The organism is Veillonella rogosae JCM 15642 (assembly GCF_002959775.1).
GTDB classification, from domain to species: Bacteria; Bacillota; Negativicutes; order Veillonellales; family Veillonellaceae; genus Veillonella; species Veillonella rogosae.
The window spans coordinates 85,328-102,356 of record NZ_PPCX01000004.1 but is presented as its reverse complement, the minus strand read 5'-3'; the positions used below and the strand labels follow the sequence as shown (position 1 = coordinate 102,356).

The 17,029-nt window shown below is 40.8% G+C and carries 14 protein-coding genes; 4 read left to right on the top strand and 10 right to left on the bottom strand.

Translation table 11 applies throughout. The annotated features are described in order from the left end of the window. Positions 1–140: 140 nt before the first annotated feature. Complete coding sequence (locus VRHSUH09_RS02570; protein ID WP_054748203.1) at positions 141–467, top strand: hypothetical protein; 327 nt, start codon at positions 141–143, stop codon at positions 465–467. Here the strand turns inward: VRHSUH09_RS02570 and VRHSUH09_RS02565 are convergent. Beyond that, positions 460–1,641 carry an amidohydrolase gene (locus VRHSUH09_RS02565; protein WP_105081291.1) on the bottom strand — a complete coding sequence of 394 codons (1,182 nt, stop codon included), beginning with the start codon at positions 1,639–1,641 and terminating at the stop codon, positions 460–462. The two genes, VRHSUH09_RS02570 and VRHSUH09_RS02565, sit on opposite strands and share 8 nt — an antisense overlap. A 239-nt stretch (positions 1,642–1,880) precedes the next feature. Between VRHSUH09_RS02565 and VRHSUH09_RS02560 the strand changes: the two genes are divergently transcribed. Beyond that, positions 1,881–2,663 (top strand): basic amino acid ABC transporter substrate-binding protein, encoded by a 783-nt coding sequence (locus VRHSUH09_RS02560; RefSeq protein ID WP_009352166.1) that lies wholly within the window; start codon positions 1,881–1,883, stop codon positions 2,661–2,663. A gap of 259 nt (positions 2,664–2,922) precedes the next feature. Beyond that, the gene (locus VRHSUH09_RS02555) at positions 2,923–5,295 is read left to right on the top strand and encodes a tetratricopeptide repeat protein (RefSeq protein ID WP_105081290.1); all 2,373 of its coding nucleotides are present in this window, start codon (positions 2,923–2,925) and stop codon (positions 5,293–5,295) included. A gap of 474 nt (positions 5,296–5,769) precedes the next feature. Here the strand turns inward: VRHSUH09_RS02555 and ileS are convergent, their stop codons facing one another. From ileS to VRHSUH09_RS02525, 6 genes are all read right to left on the bottom strand, one after another. Then, positions 5,770–8,604 carry an isoleucine--tRNA ligase gene (ileS, locus tag VRHSUH09_RS02550; protein ID WP_105081289.1) on the bottom strand — a complete coding sequence of 945 codons (2,835 nt, stop codon included), beginning with the start codon at positions 8,602–8,604 and terminating at the stop codon, positions 5,770–5,772. Positions 8,605–8,984: 380 nt separating this feature from the next. Continuing rightward, on the bottom strand, positions 8,985–9,911 hold the full coding sequence (locus VRHSUH09_RS02545; RefSeq protein WP_054748210.1) for a YiiG family protein: 927 nt from the start codon (positions 9,909–9,911) through the stop codon (positions 8,985–8,987). A 149-nt stretch (positions 9,912–10,060) separates the two neighbouring features. After that, the gene (locus VRHSUH09_RS02540; protein ID WP_174683237.1) at positions 10,061–10,588 is read right to left on the bottom strand and encodes a DUF805 domain-containing protein; all 528 of its coding nucleotides are present in this window, start codon (positions 10,586–10,588) and stop codon (positions 10,061–10,063) included. A 191-nt stretch (positions 10,589–10,779) separates the two neighbouring features. Next, a complete protein-coding gene (locus VRHSUH09_RS02535) occupies positions 10,780–11,415 on the bottom strand; it encodes a DUF805 domain-containing protein (RefSeq protein WP_009351889.1) in 636 nt (211 codons plus the stop codon). 216 nt (positions 11,416–11,631) lie between these two features. Next, the gene (locus VRHSUH09_RS02530; protein ID WP_105081288.1) at positions 11,632–12,201 is read right to left on the bottom strand and encodes a DUF805 domain-containing protein; all 570 of its coding nucleotides are present in this window, start codon (positions 12,199–12,201) and stop codon (positions 11,632–11,634) included. 3 nt (positions 12,202–12,204) lie between these two features. Next, complete coding sequence (locus VRHSUH09_RS02525; RefSeq protein WP_105081287.1) at positions 12,205–13,203, bottom strand: DUF805 domain-containing protein; 999 nt, start codon at positions 13,201–13,203, stop codon at positions 12,205–12,207. A 163-nt stretch (positions 13,204–13,366) separates the two neighbouring features. Here VRHSUH09_RS02525 and VRHSUH09_RS02520 point away from each other — a divergent pair, with 163 nt between their 5' ends. Then, the gene (locus tag VRHSUH09_RS02520) at positions 13,367–13,663 is read left to right on the top strand and encodes a hypothetical protein (protein ID WP_105081286.1); all 297 of its coding nucleotides are present in this window, start codon (positions 13,367–13,369) and stop codon (positions 13,661–13,663) included. Between the two features lie 181 nt (positions 13,664–13,844). Here the strand turns inward: VRHSUH09_RS02520 and VRHSUH09_RS02515 are convergent, their stop codons facing one another. The 3 genes from VRHSUH09_RS02515 to trpB form a co-directional block, all read right to left on the bottom strand. After that, positions 13,845–14,933 (bottom strand): DUF805 domain-containing protein, encoded by a 1,089-nt coding sequence (locus VRHSUH09_RS02515; protein ID WP_105081285.1) that lies wholly within the window; start codon positions 14,931–14,933, stop codon positions 13,845–13,847. Between the two features lie 118 nt (positions 14,934–15,051). After that, a complete protein-coding gene (gene trpA / locus VRHSUH09_RS02510; protein WP_054748214.1) occupies positions 15,052–15,843 on the bottom strand; it encodes a tryptophan synthase subunit alpha in 792 nt (263 codons plus the stop codon). Next, positions 15,836–17,029 (bottom strand): tryptophan synthase subunit beta, encoded by a 1,194-nt coding sequence (gene trpB / locus VRHSUH09_RS02505; protein ID WP_105081284.1) that lies wholly within the window; start codon positions 17,027–17,029, stop codon positions 15,836–15,838. Before trpB ends, trpA begins: the two co-directional genes overlap by 8 nt.

Below are 17,029 nucleotides of genomic sequence, written 5' to 3'. Positions count from 1 at the left end.
AATTAGATAAATAATTAAATAGATAGTAATAGAAATAAATATATTCCTACTAAGTAGGATATTAAAGATTATAAGGTGTAAAATATAAACTAAAAGAACACCTAGATAGAAATTAAAACATAGATTGGAAGCGAGATACTATGCGCATAATAATCGATAGAGACGCCGTTTGTGCAGCGGATGATACTAGTTGGCATCGCGAAGAGTTTACCGTACCAGATGGTATCACCATAGCCGGTTTATTTGAATTTCTTGAGTTTAAATACATCCCTGTCATCGCCGGAAATAACGTAGTATGGGTTCTCTATCACCAAGATGTTGAAGTAGGAACCTATTTTACCAAAATTCAAAGTTTTATAAATGGCAATGTGTCATTATCGTCCATTATTAGTAATTCTGAAGGAGACAATAAATTCTATCTAAGATATTACAGCCACCCTGATAGATATAAAAAGAGCTTTATTTAGTTGCATTAAATTCGGCTACAATCTCTTGTAAAATATCTGGAGTCTCAACCAAGCACAACAATGTACGACCAATGATATTAGCACCATCGATGATGGTTTGTTCAATAGTAGGATCTAGCATGGCAGCGGCAAATTCTTTAGAGTGGCACACTTTATCGTCCCCAGCGAGTCGTAATTTAGGGTGGAACGCCGCACATTGATAGCTTACATTACCAATATCAGAGCTACCTCCGAGGGCCGCCGGACCAGGTTCAAAATCGAGACCCATATCGGCCATTACCTCTTCAATGAGCGCTGTACCACGATGGTTTTGGTTCATATCATCATAAGGATTACCATAAAACTCAACATCTACTGTTGTACCCGTACAAAGGGCAGCACCTTCAAAGATTTTTTTAATCTGTTCAGATAAACCGTTCAAATAGTCACGTTCTGTATGACGCACAGTGACCTCTAATTCACCATATGGAGGAATGACATTGGACGCAGTACCGCCAGCGATAATCCATGTACCGATGCGCGTTTCAGGGCGTACTTGTTGGCGCATCATATCCATAGCATGAATAGCGAGTTGTACACCGTTCACCGCATTGACCCCATTCCAAGGCTCGCCTGCTGCATGGGCCGGTTTACCGTGGAATTTGGCGCGGAAACAATCGAGGGCCAAGAATTGTGAATTAGGACGCGTTTCCTCTCCATCGAGGTGAACCATAATAGCAAAATCATAGTCTTTAAATACGCCGGCATTGCACATATCTACCTTGCATCCCATCGCTTCTTCGTCTGGTGTTCCGATGATATCGATATCCATATTGAAAGCTACACCGTCTTGCTGCATTTTACGGAGTGTTAATGCCGCTAGTATGCTCATGGCACCACTCGCACAGTGGCCGCACGCATGACCTACTTCAGGCAATGCATCATATTCACATAAAATTACCAAACGACCTTGAGGGTTATCTACTTTTACAACAGAGGCCTTGAAGGCTGTTGGTAAGTTACAAAATTCATAAGTTACATCCATGCCATGCTTTTCGAGGACCGCACCAATAGTTTTGACAGACTCAAATTCTTGACTAGAAATCTCAGGGTTCTTAGCTAATGTATAATTCACCGCAAAAGCATCAGTGGCAAAGCTTTTACAAAGATCTGAAAAGATATGTGTAAGGGACATATGGCCTCCAGTGATAAATTAATATATATAAATTAATATAACAATCTAGGATATTCTTAAGTTAACATAATCATTAAGGGTATTCTACCTCGTAAATCACAAGGTTAAGTAGAAAGCATCCTAAAATATGAAAGTCATGTATTCTTAATTATACAATGTTATTGCCTATTGGTGTAAAATTCCGTACAATATAAACAGAAATGTATAAACCATGTATATGGATGTTTGAGGAGGATACTATGTTTAAGTTCAAAAAATTGACAGCCATCGCCCTCGTAGCGGTAGCAGCAATGGGTTTATTGGCTGGTTGTGGCAATGAAAAACCAAAAATGACACAACAAGAAGGTGTATTGCGTGTAGGTTCTGAAACTACATTCCCACCATTCGAATTTACTGAAGGCGAAAAATACGTTGGTTTCGACGTTGATTTGTCCGAAGCAATTTCTAAAAAGATCGGTCTAAAAATGGAATTCAAATCCATGGGCTTTGACGCTTTGATTCCAGCTGTTCAATCTGGTGATATCGACATGATTGCTGCCGGTATCAACGCTACACCAGAACGCGAAAAAGTATTGGACTTCTCCGATGTATACTTCGATCAAGGCGGTTTTATCACAGTTGTTCGTAAAGACAACACAACAATCCACAACATGGATGAATTAGCTGGTAAAACTGTAGGTGCTCAAATCGGCACAATCCCTGTTGAAATGGCTCAAAAAATCCCTGGTACAACAGTAAAACAAATTGATTCTAATGCTAATATCTTCATGGAATTGAAAGCTGGCACAATCGATGGCGCTATCCTCGATAACGCAGTTGCTATGTACTACCTCAAACAAGGTGCTGACCAAGACCTTAAACTCGTAGGCGAACCTACTAAATCCCCAGGCACAGTTCTTGGCGTGAAAAAAGGCAACAAAGCTTTACAAGATGCTGTTAATAAAGCTCTTAAAGAACTTAAAGAAGACGGTACTTACCAAAAGATCTACGACAAATGGTTCGGCGATTATAACAAAAAATAATAGTGATTCTAAGGAATTAGGATAAGTATATCCCCTCTGAAAGATTTCAGATTTCACAGCAACGTAAATCAAAATCTATGCAGAGGGGATTTTTTGTTTAAGTTATGCCTTTTCAAGTCGTATAGGAAACTAACATAATGTCATATATACTAAATTCGAATCAGCTAAAACACATGGAAGTACTGCTATTTCCTCTTTAACCGTACCAGGCGTTCGTTATATAATAAATATATATTCTATCGTATAACAAGGAGGCCTAATGGCACAGTACTTTACGGAACGCCTACAAAAGGTCTTCCACATGATTTTTAGATCTTATAATCAAAAAGCGGCCCAAGAGGGTTTGCGTCAGCTTGAACTTATCGTCAACAATCAGCAAGATGCAGTGTCAACTCATCATCGCGCCTTGCGAAACGATATGTCTACGCTTCTTGAAAGCGAAATTAATACCAAAGAGGATGCGCTTACAATCGCTAATGATCCAGCAGCACGCGAGCTAGGTGATGCATATGCCCTCTTAGCACGCGTTTATGCAGGTCCTCGCTTTACTTGGGAGGAATCTAATTTCCCAGAGGACAATATGCGTACCTATCAATGCCTACACGATAGTATTCGCCGTTGCAGTCCTATTGGTACCTTACAAGCGTTGCGCATTAAAGGTTCTATTACGCCAACTGTCGAAAAGGATATGCAAATCTCCTTTGATGATGCATTCCGCATTGTCCACGATTATGCAGAGCAAGACGATGCCTATTGCCAGTATGTAATTGGTAATGTATTTTTCTGGCGCGACGACAATCGCATTGAAGCAGCAAAAGATATGATTATGCCACCACCTCTAAGTTTGGCAAAACGCATCCAACGAAGTCTACAAAGCGGTTCCATACACGATCGTATTGCGACCTTACAAGGGACAATACCAGACGAGAAACTGCAAGAAAACGCATCGGAGCTGGCGAAAAGATGGCTTAATAAAGCGCTCTACAACGGGCTCGCCATGTTCCAAGGAAATTTGCGTAACATCTATATCGACGAAGGTGACTTTGAGAACGCTCGCCGCGTAGCTAGAACGGCAGCAAACCTTGGCAATCCAGCCATGATGCTCTATACCGGCCTCGACTGCCACGAAAATGGCAACTTTGAAGATGCTTTCACTTGGTTTACTAAAGCAGCGGCCTTAGGACAATCTGAAAGTATCGCCGAGTTAGCGGACTATTACTATCATTTCTACGATGCTAAAGAATTGCGCAGCACCATTCCTTACGATCCCGTGAAGGCGATTGGTCTCTATCGCCGTGCCGCTACTAAGAACTTTAGCGACGCTGGGTATACCGCATTACAAGCAGCTTTTGGCTATATCTTTCACATCGGCCACCTCCCTCTAGACTGGGGCCTCATTGCAGACTTAACGCATATGGCGGCGACCAAGGAACGATTTATGTTCGCCTTGCCATATATTGGTTATATGCGCATCCACGGTTTAGGTGTAACGAAAAATATGCGCTTTGCCGTTCAATCCTTACTGCGCGTCTTAGATGAAGAGCAACGAGCCTTCGAAGAGGAAAATCGAGTTCTCTTCTACGATGTTACGCGCGCCTTAACACGGGTTGCTCTCGGCTATGCCTATGAAAAAGGCTATGTAACAGGTAAGCCAGACCTTGATCAGGCTGTATCCTATTACGAACAATCGCATCAATATATCTTGTCCCATAAGGCAAACTTAGATGAAGAGTTAAAAGGTGTTCCTATCGATGACGAAGGAGCAGAGCGATTAGATGCATTTGAGGAAATTGATGGTCACTGGCAGTATAAGGAAGATATTGCAGAGTCTACTACTACGGTGCGCCCTGCCCCTACTACGTGGCCTCAATATGCAGCTCGGTTATCTGTAAACATGGATGACTTTCTGTGGGATACCACCTTATATGATTGGCAAACCATAGAAAAAGCCTTAACAGCCCAAGATGAAATAAAGTTAAGCTTTTACAATCATTTCCTATCTGTTCCAGACAAATTGCGCAACATTTTTAAGTTAGATGTTTTACGTATGCCTCGAGATATGTATCAAGTGCGAATACACGGCTACGACCCTACGGAAGGGCAAGAAATCATCTATCGTACGGTAATTAATAAGGATGCTACACGCGATCTATTGAAAGACCTCTACGATAATCATGCCTTACCTCATCTAGTAGACAACTGGTCCATCGAAAAAAGCGAAGAAAAACCGACTTGGCACTATGTACTCGATGTAGATCAACAAGCTTTCTTGCTTGAAGAATACGACGATGCGAACGCTATGATTCAAACTGCGTTGCAGGGCCTAAAAGACAAAAAGTACGAACAAATTAATATTCGTACCCATGACTTTGTAGGTCCATCTTATTTCATTTTTAAAGGCAATCAAGCGAATCCATTTAGAGTACAGCTCTATCTGAAAGAATCTGTACGCCACACCATCGATGAGGATGGAAACCAAGAAGATACTCCAGGCAACACCTATTTATTTGAACAATACGTAGGCAACGAAGTATCCTTGAACTATTGGATTCAAAAAACAATCAATACCTTGGAAATCCCTGAACTAGACAACTGGAAACAATTAACAGTTCCAAAGGATTTGCAAACATAAGAAAAAGACCACCGCAAGCAGGGTGGTCTTTTTTCTGGGGAATGAAATTGTTATTTGAATAAAGGCAATAAAGCGTTAGCTAAACCAGTAAGCGCTGCCAAGATTGCTTTAACGATTGCTGCAACCATTTCTCTTCCTCCTTCTCATATAAGAACAAGAACTAAACTAACTATAAACATCTTAAACCGGGAAATTAGTTTTAACATGAAATGCGTAAAAATTTACACATTAAAACTTCATGAACAAAATAACAAAGTCTTAACTGGTACAAATAGTTACATGAGAACGATAGCATACAATGAATTCATAAATTTCTATAAAATTTTAATTTTTTGTAAAGAAATGTACATAGGACGCTTACATCTAGCCATGATACATCTAAGAAAACAATCATATATAAAAACCCTTCTCTGGTGCACATTAGTTTAAAATAAACTAAATGTGTTAGAGAAGGGTTTTCTATTTTATCTATAATTATAGAGTTTTTACAACGTCTGCGCAGCGATCGCAAAGTGTAGGATGTTCGCTATCTCGACCTACTGTATCGCGGTGGATCCAGCAGCGTTCACATTTTTCAAGACCAGATGCAGCAACTACTGTAGCCACGCCTGTTTCTTCGTCTTTAACAGCCTCTGCTGGAGCAGCGCCGTTTACGATGTGAGCTTCGGATACGATAACAAGTTTAGCCAAGCCTTCTTCACCAAGAGCGTTCAATGCGTCGAATGCAGCACCTTCAGCGTATACTGTAACAGATGCATCTAGTGGGTGACCGATTGTTTTGTCTTGACGAGCAAGTTCCAATGCTTTTTGTACGGATGTACGCAAGTCTAACAATTGGTTCCATTTATCAGCCAATTCTTGGTTGAAGTGTTCAGGATGACCTTGTGGCCAATCTTGAAGCATAACGGATACAGGCATGCCTTCTTCTTTAGGCATGTATTTCCAAACTTCTTCTGCTGTGAAAGAAAGTACTGGAGATACCATTGCTACTAATGTTTTTAAGATCTCATACATTGCTGTTTGAGCAGAACGACGAGCTACGTTGTTTTTGCTTTCAGCGTACATAGTATCTTTCATGACATCAAGGTAGATGGAGCTCAAGTCTACTGTACAGAAGTTATGAATTGCATGGTATAACATGTGGAATTCATAGTTTTCGTACGCATCAGAAACTTTTTGACGTACTTCTTCTAAGCGCAACAATGCCCATTTGTCGAATTCAGACATATCTGCGTAAGCCACTTTATCAGTATTTGGATTGAAGTCATCCAAGTTACCAAGCAAGAAGCGGAATGTATTACGGATCTTACGGTATACTTCGGATAATTGTTTTACGATGTCTTTGGACAAACGTACGTCTGCTTGGTAATCCGCGGAGGATACCCACAAACGCATAACGTCAGCGCCGTATACGTCGATGATATCGCTAGGTGCTACTGTATTACCTACAGATTTAGACATTTTGCGACCTTCACCGTCCACAACGAAGCCGTGTGTCAATACGGAGTTGTAAGGTGCCTTACCTGTTGTTGCCACTGCAGTTAACAAGGAAGAGTTGAACCAGCCACGATGTTGGTCAGAACCTTCAAGGTACATAGCACATGGTACTTCAAGATCGTTAACTTCAAGTACGCCAGCCCAAGAGGAACCAGAGTCAAACCATACGTCCATGATGTCTGTTTCTTTTTTGAACTCATCATGACCGCAATGAGGACATTTGAAGCCTTCTGGTAACAATTCTTTAGCACTGTGTGCCCACCATGCGTCGGAACCTTCTACAGCTACTTTTTCAAGTAATGCAGACATAGTGTCGTCATTGATGATGTGCTCGCCACAGCTTTCACAATAGTAAATAGGAATTGGCACGCCCCAAATACGTTGACGGGAAATTACCCAGTCACCGCGGTCGCGAACCATGTTAAAGATGCGGTCATGGCCCCATTTAGGGATCCATTGTACTTGGTTATCGATAGCATCAAGCGCTTGTTGACGGTACCCATCTACAGAGGAGAACCATTGTTCTGTAGCGCGGTAGATAACAGGGTTTTTACAACGCCAGCAGTGCGCGTATTGGTGGCGCAAGCTAGATTTGCTAAGCAATGCATTATTGTGCGCCAAAATTTTAATTACAGGCACCTCTGCATCGTGAATTTCTACGCCAGCCAATGGAAACTCAGTATCGCCATAACGATTGTCGTCTACTTGTTTAGTGTAGTTACCAGTTTCGTTAACAAGGGATACGATAGGAAGCTCAGCTTTGCCTTCTTTATTGTAACGTTGAACGATGTTAAAGTCGTCTTCACCGTGTGCAGGCGCTGTATGTACACAACCAGTACCAGCATCAAGAGTTACGTGATCGCCAAGTAATACTGTGGAATTACGTTCTACGAATGGATGTTTGAAATCAGCCAATTCTAAGTCTGCACCGGAGAAACGATTTACGATTTCGTATTCTTCAATGCCGATATCTTTCATAGCCGCATCAACGAGTTCAGTCGCCATCAAGTAGTATTCGTCACCTACTTTTACCCAGCCATATTCAAGCTCAGGGTTAACGGAGATTGCTACGTTGGCAGGCATTGTCCAAGGAGTAGTTGTCCAGATAACAGCAAATGCTTGTTTTGGATCTACGCCAGCTGGTAATGTTACCTTTTTCTCGGATACGTAAGGGAATTTTACGTAGATAGAGAAAGATTTTTTCTCAGCGTATTCGATTTCTGCCTCTGCCAATGCAGTTTCACAGTGAGTACACCAGTATACAGTTTTAAGGCCTTTATAGATATGACCGCGTTTTGCCATTTCGCCGAAGATACCAAGTTGTTTTACTTCGAACTCAGGGCGTAATGTCAAATAAGGACGCTCCCACTCGCCTAATACACCAAAGCGAATGAAGTCTTGTTTTTGAGTTTCTACGCATTCTAATGCATATTCCTTACATTTGTTGCGCAAGTCTAATGGCGCCATTTCATGGCGGTTAAGACCAGTGTTTTTAATAACCGCATGCTCGATTGGCAAACCGTGCGTATCCCAACCAGGGATATAGCGAGTATAATGACCAGTCATTGTTTTGTATTTCATGATGATGTCCTTCAACGTTTTGTTGAGGGCATGACCGATGTGCAATTTACCATTTGCGTATGGAGGGCCATCATGCAAGATGAAAGGTTTTGCGTCTTTACGCAATTCCAAACGTTTTTCGTAAATTTTGTTGTCTTCCCAGAATTTTAAGATTTCTGGTTCGCGCTTAGGCAAATTGCCGCGCATTGGGAATTCTGTTTCAGGCAAATGTAACGTCTTACCGTAATCCATGATGTGCTCCTTTTACATAAAAAAATCGCCCGCCCCCGAAGGGACGGACGTAATATCCGTGGTACCACCCTACTGACCTTCGTTACTGGTGAAAGCTTCGCCCTGCTTTTCTTCGATTGTCAGACCATGCTAGCGCATGACTGTAACACATTAGGCGAGCTAGTCACGTAAACTGTGAAAGCCACTTAAACATATAACGGTGTTCACCGGCGGCGTTGCCGCTTGCTCCAAAGTGATCCGCAAATCTCTAGATTTCCAAACCTTTCAGCCCATGAGTTTGGTCTCTACTAAATCCGTCTGAGACGTGCCGTCTTTTTCAACGCAATATTCATATAATAGATAATTATAGGGCTCAAATGGGGAAATTGTCAACAAGCAAACTATACACCTTCAGGTATATAAGCATCTTGCACTTTATCTAGTAATTTAAAATTCATTGGTGTCCGAGCTAGCTCATTATATTGTGAAATTACCTCATGATGTGTCTCAGCACTTTGTTCTGCTACAAATGCATCAATAGCCGCATCAAGATTCTTAGCTTGATCAATCCGATTTTGTACCTCTACAGATGTGAACTTAGGCACAATTGCATTTGCTGCTTCCTTTTGAGCTTTCACCCATTGCACATCACTATTAGGTCCTTGATCAATGATATGGCTAATGATATCACTATAATACCCCATCATCTCTACCATATAAGCACCATTCACTTGACCATTCGAACGCATAGACTCAATATCTTTATTACGTTCCTTTTTATGAGCAGCTGTAACGGCCTCATTTAACGCTTCATATTTTGGTTCAAATACTTCTAATAACGCTGAAAGCTTAGCCAGTGTAGCTTGGCTAAATGCATAATTATCTTTTTCATACTGCTTTGCTTTATAATACGAATCTAAAGCCTTTATATCACTTACAATGTCATGCAAGATAGGCAATAGAGCATCTGTTGTGCTTTCAAGATCCTCGTAAGAACGACCTGCCTCCTTAGCAGCTACTAATTCCTGTTCAAGACGCTCATAATCCTGTACCTTAAATCCTGTTAGTGGTTCATTTGCACCTGCCTGTTGCCAGATTAGGTCATATTGGCTCCCGTGTTTAACCGCATTGTAGTTAAACTCATTTGTAGCAGCCAAATAGAAGCGAAACACCCTCTTCGTCTCATCTTTTTTAATGTCTTTCGCTGATGAATCTTGACTATATTGCTTTAGATTATCTAAATTCCACTGACAACCACTAACACAACCTAATGACACCAACACGCAAGCGACCGTCCCTAAACGACGCCACCAATTTATACCACTCATACACGATCTCCTATATACGTTTAATCTTTAGTAAAACTATTGTATTAAAATAGTAGTGTCAAAACAATATGCGACAATAAATAGACATCTAAATTAACTAAAAAGAAAAAGCCTACATACGTAGGCTTTCTTTATAGATATGTTTATGCTTATGCAACGATGCCCATAAGGATTACTTCGAAGATAACGATACCGATGCATGCGAACATGAATTTGCGATCCATATCTTCAGATGGAGTTTCTTTAAGGCCAGTGCGTGCAGCTTCTTCAGCTGTGATTGTTTCATAGCTTACTGGGGAACCATATTGGTTATCGCCTTCATCACCTTTTTGAGCGAGCAAGTAGATAACATAGATAATACCAAATGGAATTAAGCTAATTAAAAGCATCCAACCACTTTTACCAACGTCATGAAAACGACGAACACCAAGGCCAATGGAAGGCAACAAAATTGCAACGTTGTACGCCATGGAAATAAGACCAAAAACGCTTGATAATGCAGTGTTCATAAAAAGTGCGCTCAATACATTAATGATACCAGCAATAACAATTGTGATACCATAGAAACGCCAATATTCACTGCGGCTTGCACGGCCTTTAAAATTAGCAAAATTGCCCATAACCGTATGTTTGAAGTTATCTACATACGAAAGGTTTTTGATAGATAAATCTGTCATTGTATTCTCTCCTACAAAATAACAAATAAAATAAAAATAAAAGCAAATATCATTATATCATTTTTATCTATCATTTTGAATTTCAATTTCTATATATTTTGGGAATAACATATGCATTATATTAACCATTTATACAATTATATTCTATAAAAAACTCTCCCTATAGTGAAGCTATAAGGAGAGTTATCATTTTACATCACACTTGTCGTAAGTAATTGATCTACCAAGAACCACAGTACAAAGATTGCACAGAGCAATCCCGCTGTTAGTCCCATAGTTGGTGTTGCATCGATAAGCCCGATTTCATGAGCCATTTGTTTTGTTAAGATTACTTGTCCTGTAGGAGAACCAAAGCGGTTTGAGTGGCTTTCACCAGGAAGAGCCATGAGAACCAATAGGATAAGTGTCCCGATTACAGGCACAAAACCAATAAATACGAGGCCACCAGAACGACCTTGGTCGTGCAAGCGACGCACTGCAACGGCTACGCCAGGGATTACCATCACTACGGACAGTAGAACCAAGATTACTAAACCGAAGCCTACACCTACTGCACTTGAGAGAGGGCTAATATAACTTAAAAAGGCACATGTGAACAAGATTGCTACAAAGAGCAATTGATACATTAAAAAGAAATTCCAATATTCACTACGGCTGGCGCGGCCTTCAAAGTCAGCATATTTATATACTAAACATTGTTTGAAGTTTTCAATCATGCCTAGATTATATTTATCTAACGAAATAGGGGCTTTGCGGACATGCCCACAGTCTGGGCAATAACGATCATTTCTCAGTACTTCATGTCCACAATATGGACAAGATTTCATAATAAACTCCTTCCATCGACAGACAGGAACGTAAAGCTCATAAGGTCCTGTTGTACATAACACATATAGTAATTTAGATATTATATATTGCTTAATATCTATAAATTTGAATTCATCTTAATTTCATTTTACTACAAAGTGTTATATTGTCTATAAAAGAGTTGTTAAACTTTTATAAAATAAAATAATGAGTATGTTAATAAATACAGGTAGTTATTACATATATCCGTTCCCGTTAAGACCAAACCATAATAGTTCACCTACTACATCTGCAATTTGAATGGATTGGATAAGGAAGATTGTAATACCCATAATCCAATCTTGACGGCGAGAAGGCGTTTCTTCAAGACCTGTTTCTTTACTTATATCAGATGTAACTGGGATGTAACCCGTTCTTTCACCGTAAGCATTTTCCCCTTGATCACCGCGGCGTAATTCATAATTTAAGAACACAAAGAAACCTACAATGGGAATAAAGGAAATCAGCTGCGTCCAGCCACTGCGGCCAATATCATGCATACGTCGCGCCGTAGCTGCTATATTGGGAAGTACTAAAAATAAGGATATAAAAAAACCAACCTTATCAACTATGCTTTCAAAATTAAGAAGGCCCAATGCATTACAAATCATAGCCAAAATCCCTAAGGACCCTTGAATCATTGTAACGCCTGCGACAAAGCGCCAATATTCACTACGGCTAGCACGACCGTTGAAGTTAGCATAGTTTTTAATACCTAGCTTGAAGGCATCGGTATAGTTTAAATCATATGTATTGATAGTTGCCATAACCTAGTCCTCCTCCACGTCTTCGATGCTAATAATGCCCCAGCCCTTGCCTGCGTTATACAAACGAACTAGAATAGGCTCTTGCCCTTTTTCAAAGGTCACTTTAAAACCAGTATAGTTGAAAGTATAGTCATCTTCTTTATCTTGAGAAACGTAATCGAGCTGAATCGTTTCTACTTTAGGATATTGTGCCTTCGCTACCGCTTGTTGCCATAGTTCAAACGTACCGTAGCGCTCCATTTCACGTACACTTAGCTGGCGATATGCGCCATGATAATCCTCTTTACCAAGATTTTCATAGTACGCACTCACCACAGAACGAGCCTCTGTAGTAGCCGTTTCACTTTCTAATAAACGATTAGCCTTTTTCGTTAACGCACTAGGCTCTAAATTACCATAGGCAGCCTCTTCCACCGTCAAATTATGGTTGATCATTGCACTACCAGCACTATTAACAAGCCAGCCTAATACTAATAAGCCCACAATAAACACGCCAGATACAGATTGCTTTTGTAACGTGTTTGCAGCATTGTTATATACGTTTCCCTCATTTTTATATACGCTTACTTCATTGTTATATACGCTTGCTTCATCGTTATATATGTTTGTATCGTTGTTGGATATATCTGGTCGATTTTGGATTGGCGATGTCCGTTTACACAATAGATACAATAAAGCAAGCCATCCTAAAATAGGGACCAACAGTAAAATAATCAACATCGGATCATTATTAGAGTCCCTCAATCGTCTCGCCATGAGCATAATCGTCGGCAAGCATAACAAGATGGATAAAGTGATTAATATACCTCCACCCAAGGATACAGCATAAAGATATCCATACGGTATATAGCTTGCAAGGCCCGTAATGCATGTAATTAAACCATATGCAAAGGATATGGCACTTATGGTTAGCCAAAAATCGGCTGTATTCGTTCGTCCCTTACTGTTCGCGTAGTTTTCTACTAGCTCACGATAGAGGATCTCATATACTCTCTGTTTCATAAAACTCCTACTATAATTTTAGATAATATACAAACATAGATAATCTTATTATACTATGATGTATCAACCTATTTTATTCATCTTATTTTCATCGAACATTTCTATACTTTAATTAGATTTTTTACAACTAAAATTTGTACAACTTATTATAGAGGAGACAATTATGAAAGCTAAATTAACTAAAGTAGTGGCTTTGGCCAGCTTAGCAGCCTTCTTAACTGTTGGTATCGGTGCTAACGTAGCACAAGCTAAGGATTTTCGCTTCACTATCGGCGACTCCCCTCGTATGAAAAAAAATGCTGATGGCACAGTTGATAGCAGTGCTAATCCATGGTTCAAAAAAGGCGAGAAAAAACAAAAACATAAAAAACGCAAATTATCTGACCGTGAAAAACACGATAAAAACAAAGTAGCAGAACGAAGCTATTATGGCATGCGCTCTGAATCTTCTAATGACTAAGCCCCTTTCATAATCAGTTCCTGCTGATTATATAAGACATAACTAAACTAACTAACAAAAGGACGTTATACAATGTATAACGTCCTTTTGTTGTAATCGTTTATATAGATTTGCTAGTTTAAAACATTGAGATTCTAGTAAGCGTTATAAACTGTATAGTTTCCACTAATCAGTATAATAATTATTTCTCTCTAATTTCTACGATTTGGAATTGCGTATATTTATTAGGTCGCAAAATCATAGTGCCACTGCGACGCTCAGTAAATGGTACCCCATCTTTTTTGCCGCTCATTATAATCGCAAAGGCGATTTGCACTTCATCCTTTGAGTCAGCTATGACTTCAAGTTTATCGTAGTCTACGCGGCGCACACCTTCATAGGCTTTAGCGAGGCTTTCTTTGGTTGGATATTTCTCCCGTTCGGCCCCGCCAAGACGAGCATGAGCATCTCTAAAACGCTCATTAACGACCTCTTCAAAGAAACGCTCCACAGAGATCCGAGCCTCAAGGCCATAAGACTTTTCTTCAGGCTTTATCGCCTTAGAGTATCTAGTAGCAGCTTTAAACTCTCCACCTCGAATGACATTAAATACGCCTTCCGCAATATTATAATTGCCATACCACGCAAGGGCCATACTCACAAGGAGTACAGCTATCATCGTACGATCCGTAGAACGAGTGGGACTTGTAGAAATATCTAATCGAGCACTCAAGTTTTCATCGACGGGCTCAGTATACTGCGGTTTCCCAAAGCGATTTTCCTCTGGGCCCCCGGCTTTCACCGTCCAATTTAATAAAACTAATGGACCAATGACAGGCACTAACATAAGCAGTGCCAGCCAACCCGATTGATTCACATCGTGAAGACGACGAATCGTAATATTAACAACTGGAATGATTGTAAAAACAAGCATTATAAAAACTAAGAAAACCCAGGCAATAAATTGATCTGAATCATCTGCATTGGCCCAACCGATAAGAGCACATCCCATGTACATAAGCGCCCATAGAAGTGCTATGACAAGCATAAATCGCCAATAGTTTCCCCGCGAAGAACGCCCACTGATAACAGTCCACTGTATGAGATAGGTATTGATAAAGTTATCCTTATACCCCATGTTATATCGTTCAAAATCTACAATGGTTACACCTGTTTGGCGGTGCACATTTGTATAAATAGGCCCCCCTAAGGGCCCCATATTCCCGCCACAACGTAAACAGACGGCTTGTTCATCTGGCCCTTCTTTACCACAACGTGTACAGCGTTGCATACGACCTCCTAAAACACTACTATAACCATTTTCGTAATATGCTGCATATAAGAATAGGGCCTATCATGATGATAGGTCCTATTTTTACTTGTTGCCTCTATTATATAAGGTAACCCTTTTATGCGCCAGCCTTTTGGACAGCTTGCTTCATAGATTGTACGTAGTCAAATAACGCTTGGTCAGCATGTTCACCGTGTTCTGCAACGATTTTAACGATAGCAGAGCCCACGATAGCACCGTCAGATACGCGCGCCATTGCTTCCGCTTGTTCTGGCTTAGAAATACCGAAGCCAACGGCTACAGGAATATCTGTATATTTGCGAATGGTTTCAACGATGGATTTAATATCCGTTTTGATTTCGCTACGCATGCCTGTAACCCCGAGGGAAGATACGCAGTATACAAAGCCTTCTGCGTCTTTTGCGATCATTTCAATGCGGTTTTCAGATGTAGGAGCAATCAAGGATACCACTTCAACACCATGTTTATTAGCAACGCTAGCGAGTTCTCCTTTTTCTTCAAACGGCATATCTGGCACGATAACACCAGAGATACCAACCTCTTCGCAGAGGGTAAAGAATTTTTCACGACCGAATACATAGATTGGGTTCAAGTAGGTCATGAACACGAGTGGTACTGTCACTGCATCATCACCACTGCGTAAACGACGCACCATATCAAAGATATCGTGAATTTTTACGCCTGTAGATAATGCACGTGTGCTCGCTTCCTGGATAACTGGACCTTCCGCTGTTGGGTCGGAGAAAGGAATACCAATTTCCACCATGTCCGCACCGGCTTTCACCATGACGCGAATATAACGTTCTGTATTCTCAATGCCATGATCACCAGCACTGATGAATGGGATGAATGCCTTGCCCTTTGTGAAAGCGTCTTTAATTTTACTCATGAAGATCCACCCCTCTATATTTCGCCATAGCCGCTACGTCTTTGTCACCGCGACCAGATAAACAAATAATAATGATATCATCCTTGCTCATGGTAGGAGCAATTTTACGAGCATGTGCCACTGCATGCGCACTTTCAATAGCTGGAATAATGCCTTCTAAACGAGACAAGTATTCGAATGCATCCACTGCTTCATCATCCGTTACAGGCACGTATTCAGCACGACCGCTATCGTGCAAGTACGCATGTTCAGGTCCGATGCCAGGGTAATCAAGGCCTGCAGAGATAGAATATACTGGAGCAATTTGACCGTCTTCGTCTTGGCAGAAGTAAGATTTCATGCCATGGAAGATACCAACAGAACCTTTTGCGATTGTTGCTGCATGTTCCTCTGTATCAACACCACGACCAGCTGCTTCACAACCGATGAGGCGAACCCCTTCATCAGGAATGAAGTGATAGAACATACCCATCGCATTGGAGCCACCGCCTACGCAAGCCATAACCGCTGTTGGCAATTTGCCTTCTGCTTCAAGGATTTGCTCACGCGCTTCGCGGCTGATGATAGATTGGAAATCACGAACGATCATCGGGAATGGATGCGCCCCCATAACAGAACCTAATACATAGTGTGTGTCAGACATGCGGTTTGTCCATTCGCGCATCGCTTCAGATACAGCATCTTTTAATGTACTTGTACCAGTTGTTACAGGATGTACCTTAGCGCCCAATAATTCCATGCGGTATACGTTAAGTGCTTGACGTTCACAGTCCTCTGCACCCATGTATACTTCACATTCCATGCCCATCAACGCAGCGATAGTAGCCGTTGCCACGCCGTGTTGACCAGCACCGGTTTCAGCAATAACGCGAGTTTTACCCATCCGTTTTGCCAATAACATTTGACCGATTACGTTATTCAATTTGTGAGAACCAGTATGGTTCAAATCTTCCCGTTTTAAATAGATTTTAGCGCCCCCAAGATCCTCGGTCATGCGTTCTGCATAGTATAAAAGGGATGGACGACCTGTATATTTTTTATGTAAATCCTCAAGTTCGCGTACGAAATCAGGATCATCTTTGTACTTGTTGTACGCCTCTTCCAATTCGATGACTGCATTCATCAATGTTTCTGGCATAAATTGGCCACCAAAGGAGCCAAAATAACCATGTCTTTGTTCACTCAT

Coding starts and splice junctions, on each gene's coding strand:
- VRHSUH09_RS02525 (WP_105081287.1), bottom strand. CDS start 13,203: ATGAAACAGAGAGTATATGAGATCCTCTATCGTGAGCTAGTAGAAAAC.
- VRHSUH09_RS02540 (WP_174683237.1), bottom strand. CDS start 10,588: ATGACAGATTTATCTATCAAAAACCTTTCGTATGTAGATAACTTCAAA.
- VRHSUH09_RS02530 (WP_105081288.1), bottom strand. CDS start 12,201: ATGGCAACTATCAATACATATGATTTAAACTATACCGATGCCTTCAAG.
- VRHSUH09_RS02545 (WP_054748210.1), bottom strand. CDS start 9,911: ATGAGTGGTATAAATTGGTGGCGTCGTTTAGGGACGGTCGCTTGCGTG.
- ileS (WP_105081289.1), bottom strand. CDS start 8,604: ATGGATTACGGTAAGACGTTACATTTGCCTGAAACAGAATTCCCAATG.
- VRHSUH09_RS02555 (WP_105081290.1), top strand. CDS start 2,923: ATGGCACAGTACTTTACGGAACGCCTACAAAAGGTCTTCCACATGATT.
- VRHSUH09_RS02520 (WP_105081286.1), top strand. CDS start 13,367: ATGAAAGCTAAATTAACTAAAGTAGTGGCTTTGGCCAGCTTAGCAGCC.
- VRHSUH09_RS02570 (WP_054748203.1), top strand. CDS start 141: ATGCGCATAATAATCGATAGAGACGCCGTTTGTGCAGCGGATGATACT.
- VRHSUH09_RS02535 (WP_009351889.1), bottom strand. CDS start 11,415: ATGAAATCTTGTCCATATTGTGGACATGAAGTACTGAGAAATGATCGT.
- trpA (WP_054748214.1), bottom strand. CDS start 15,843: ATGAGTAAAATTAAAGACGCTTTCACAAAGGGCAAGGCATTCATCCCA.
- trpB (WP_105081284.1), bottom strand. CDS start 17,029: ATGAGTGAACAAAGACATGGTTATTTTGGCTCCTTTGGTGGCCAATTT.
- VRHSUH09_RS02560 (WP_009352166.1), top strand. CDS start 1,881: ATGTTTAAGTTCAAAAAATTGACAGCCATCGCCCTCGTAGCGGTAGCA.
- VRHSUH09_RS02565 (WP_105081291.1), bottom strand. CDS start 1,641: ATGTCCCTTACACATATCTTTTCAGATCTTTGTAAAAGCTTTGCCACT.
- VRHSUH09_RS02515 (WP_105081285.1), bottom strand. CDS start 14,933: ATGCAACGCTGTACACGTTGTGGTAAAGAAGGGCCAGATGAACAAGCC.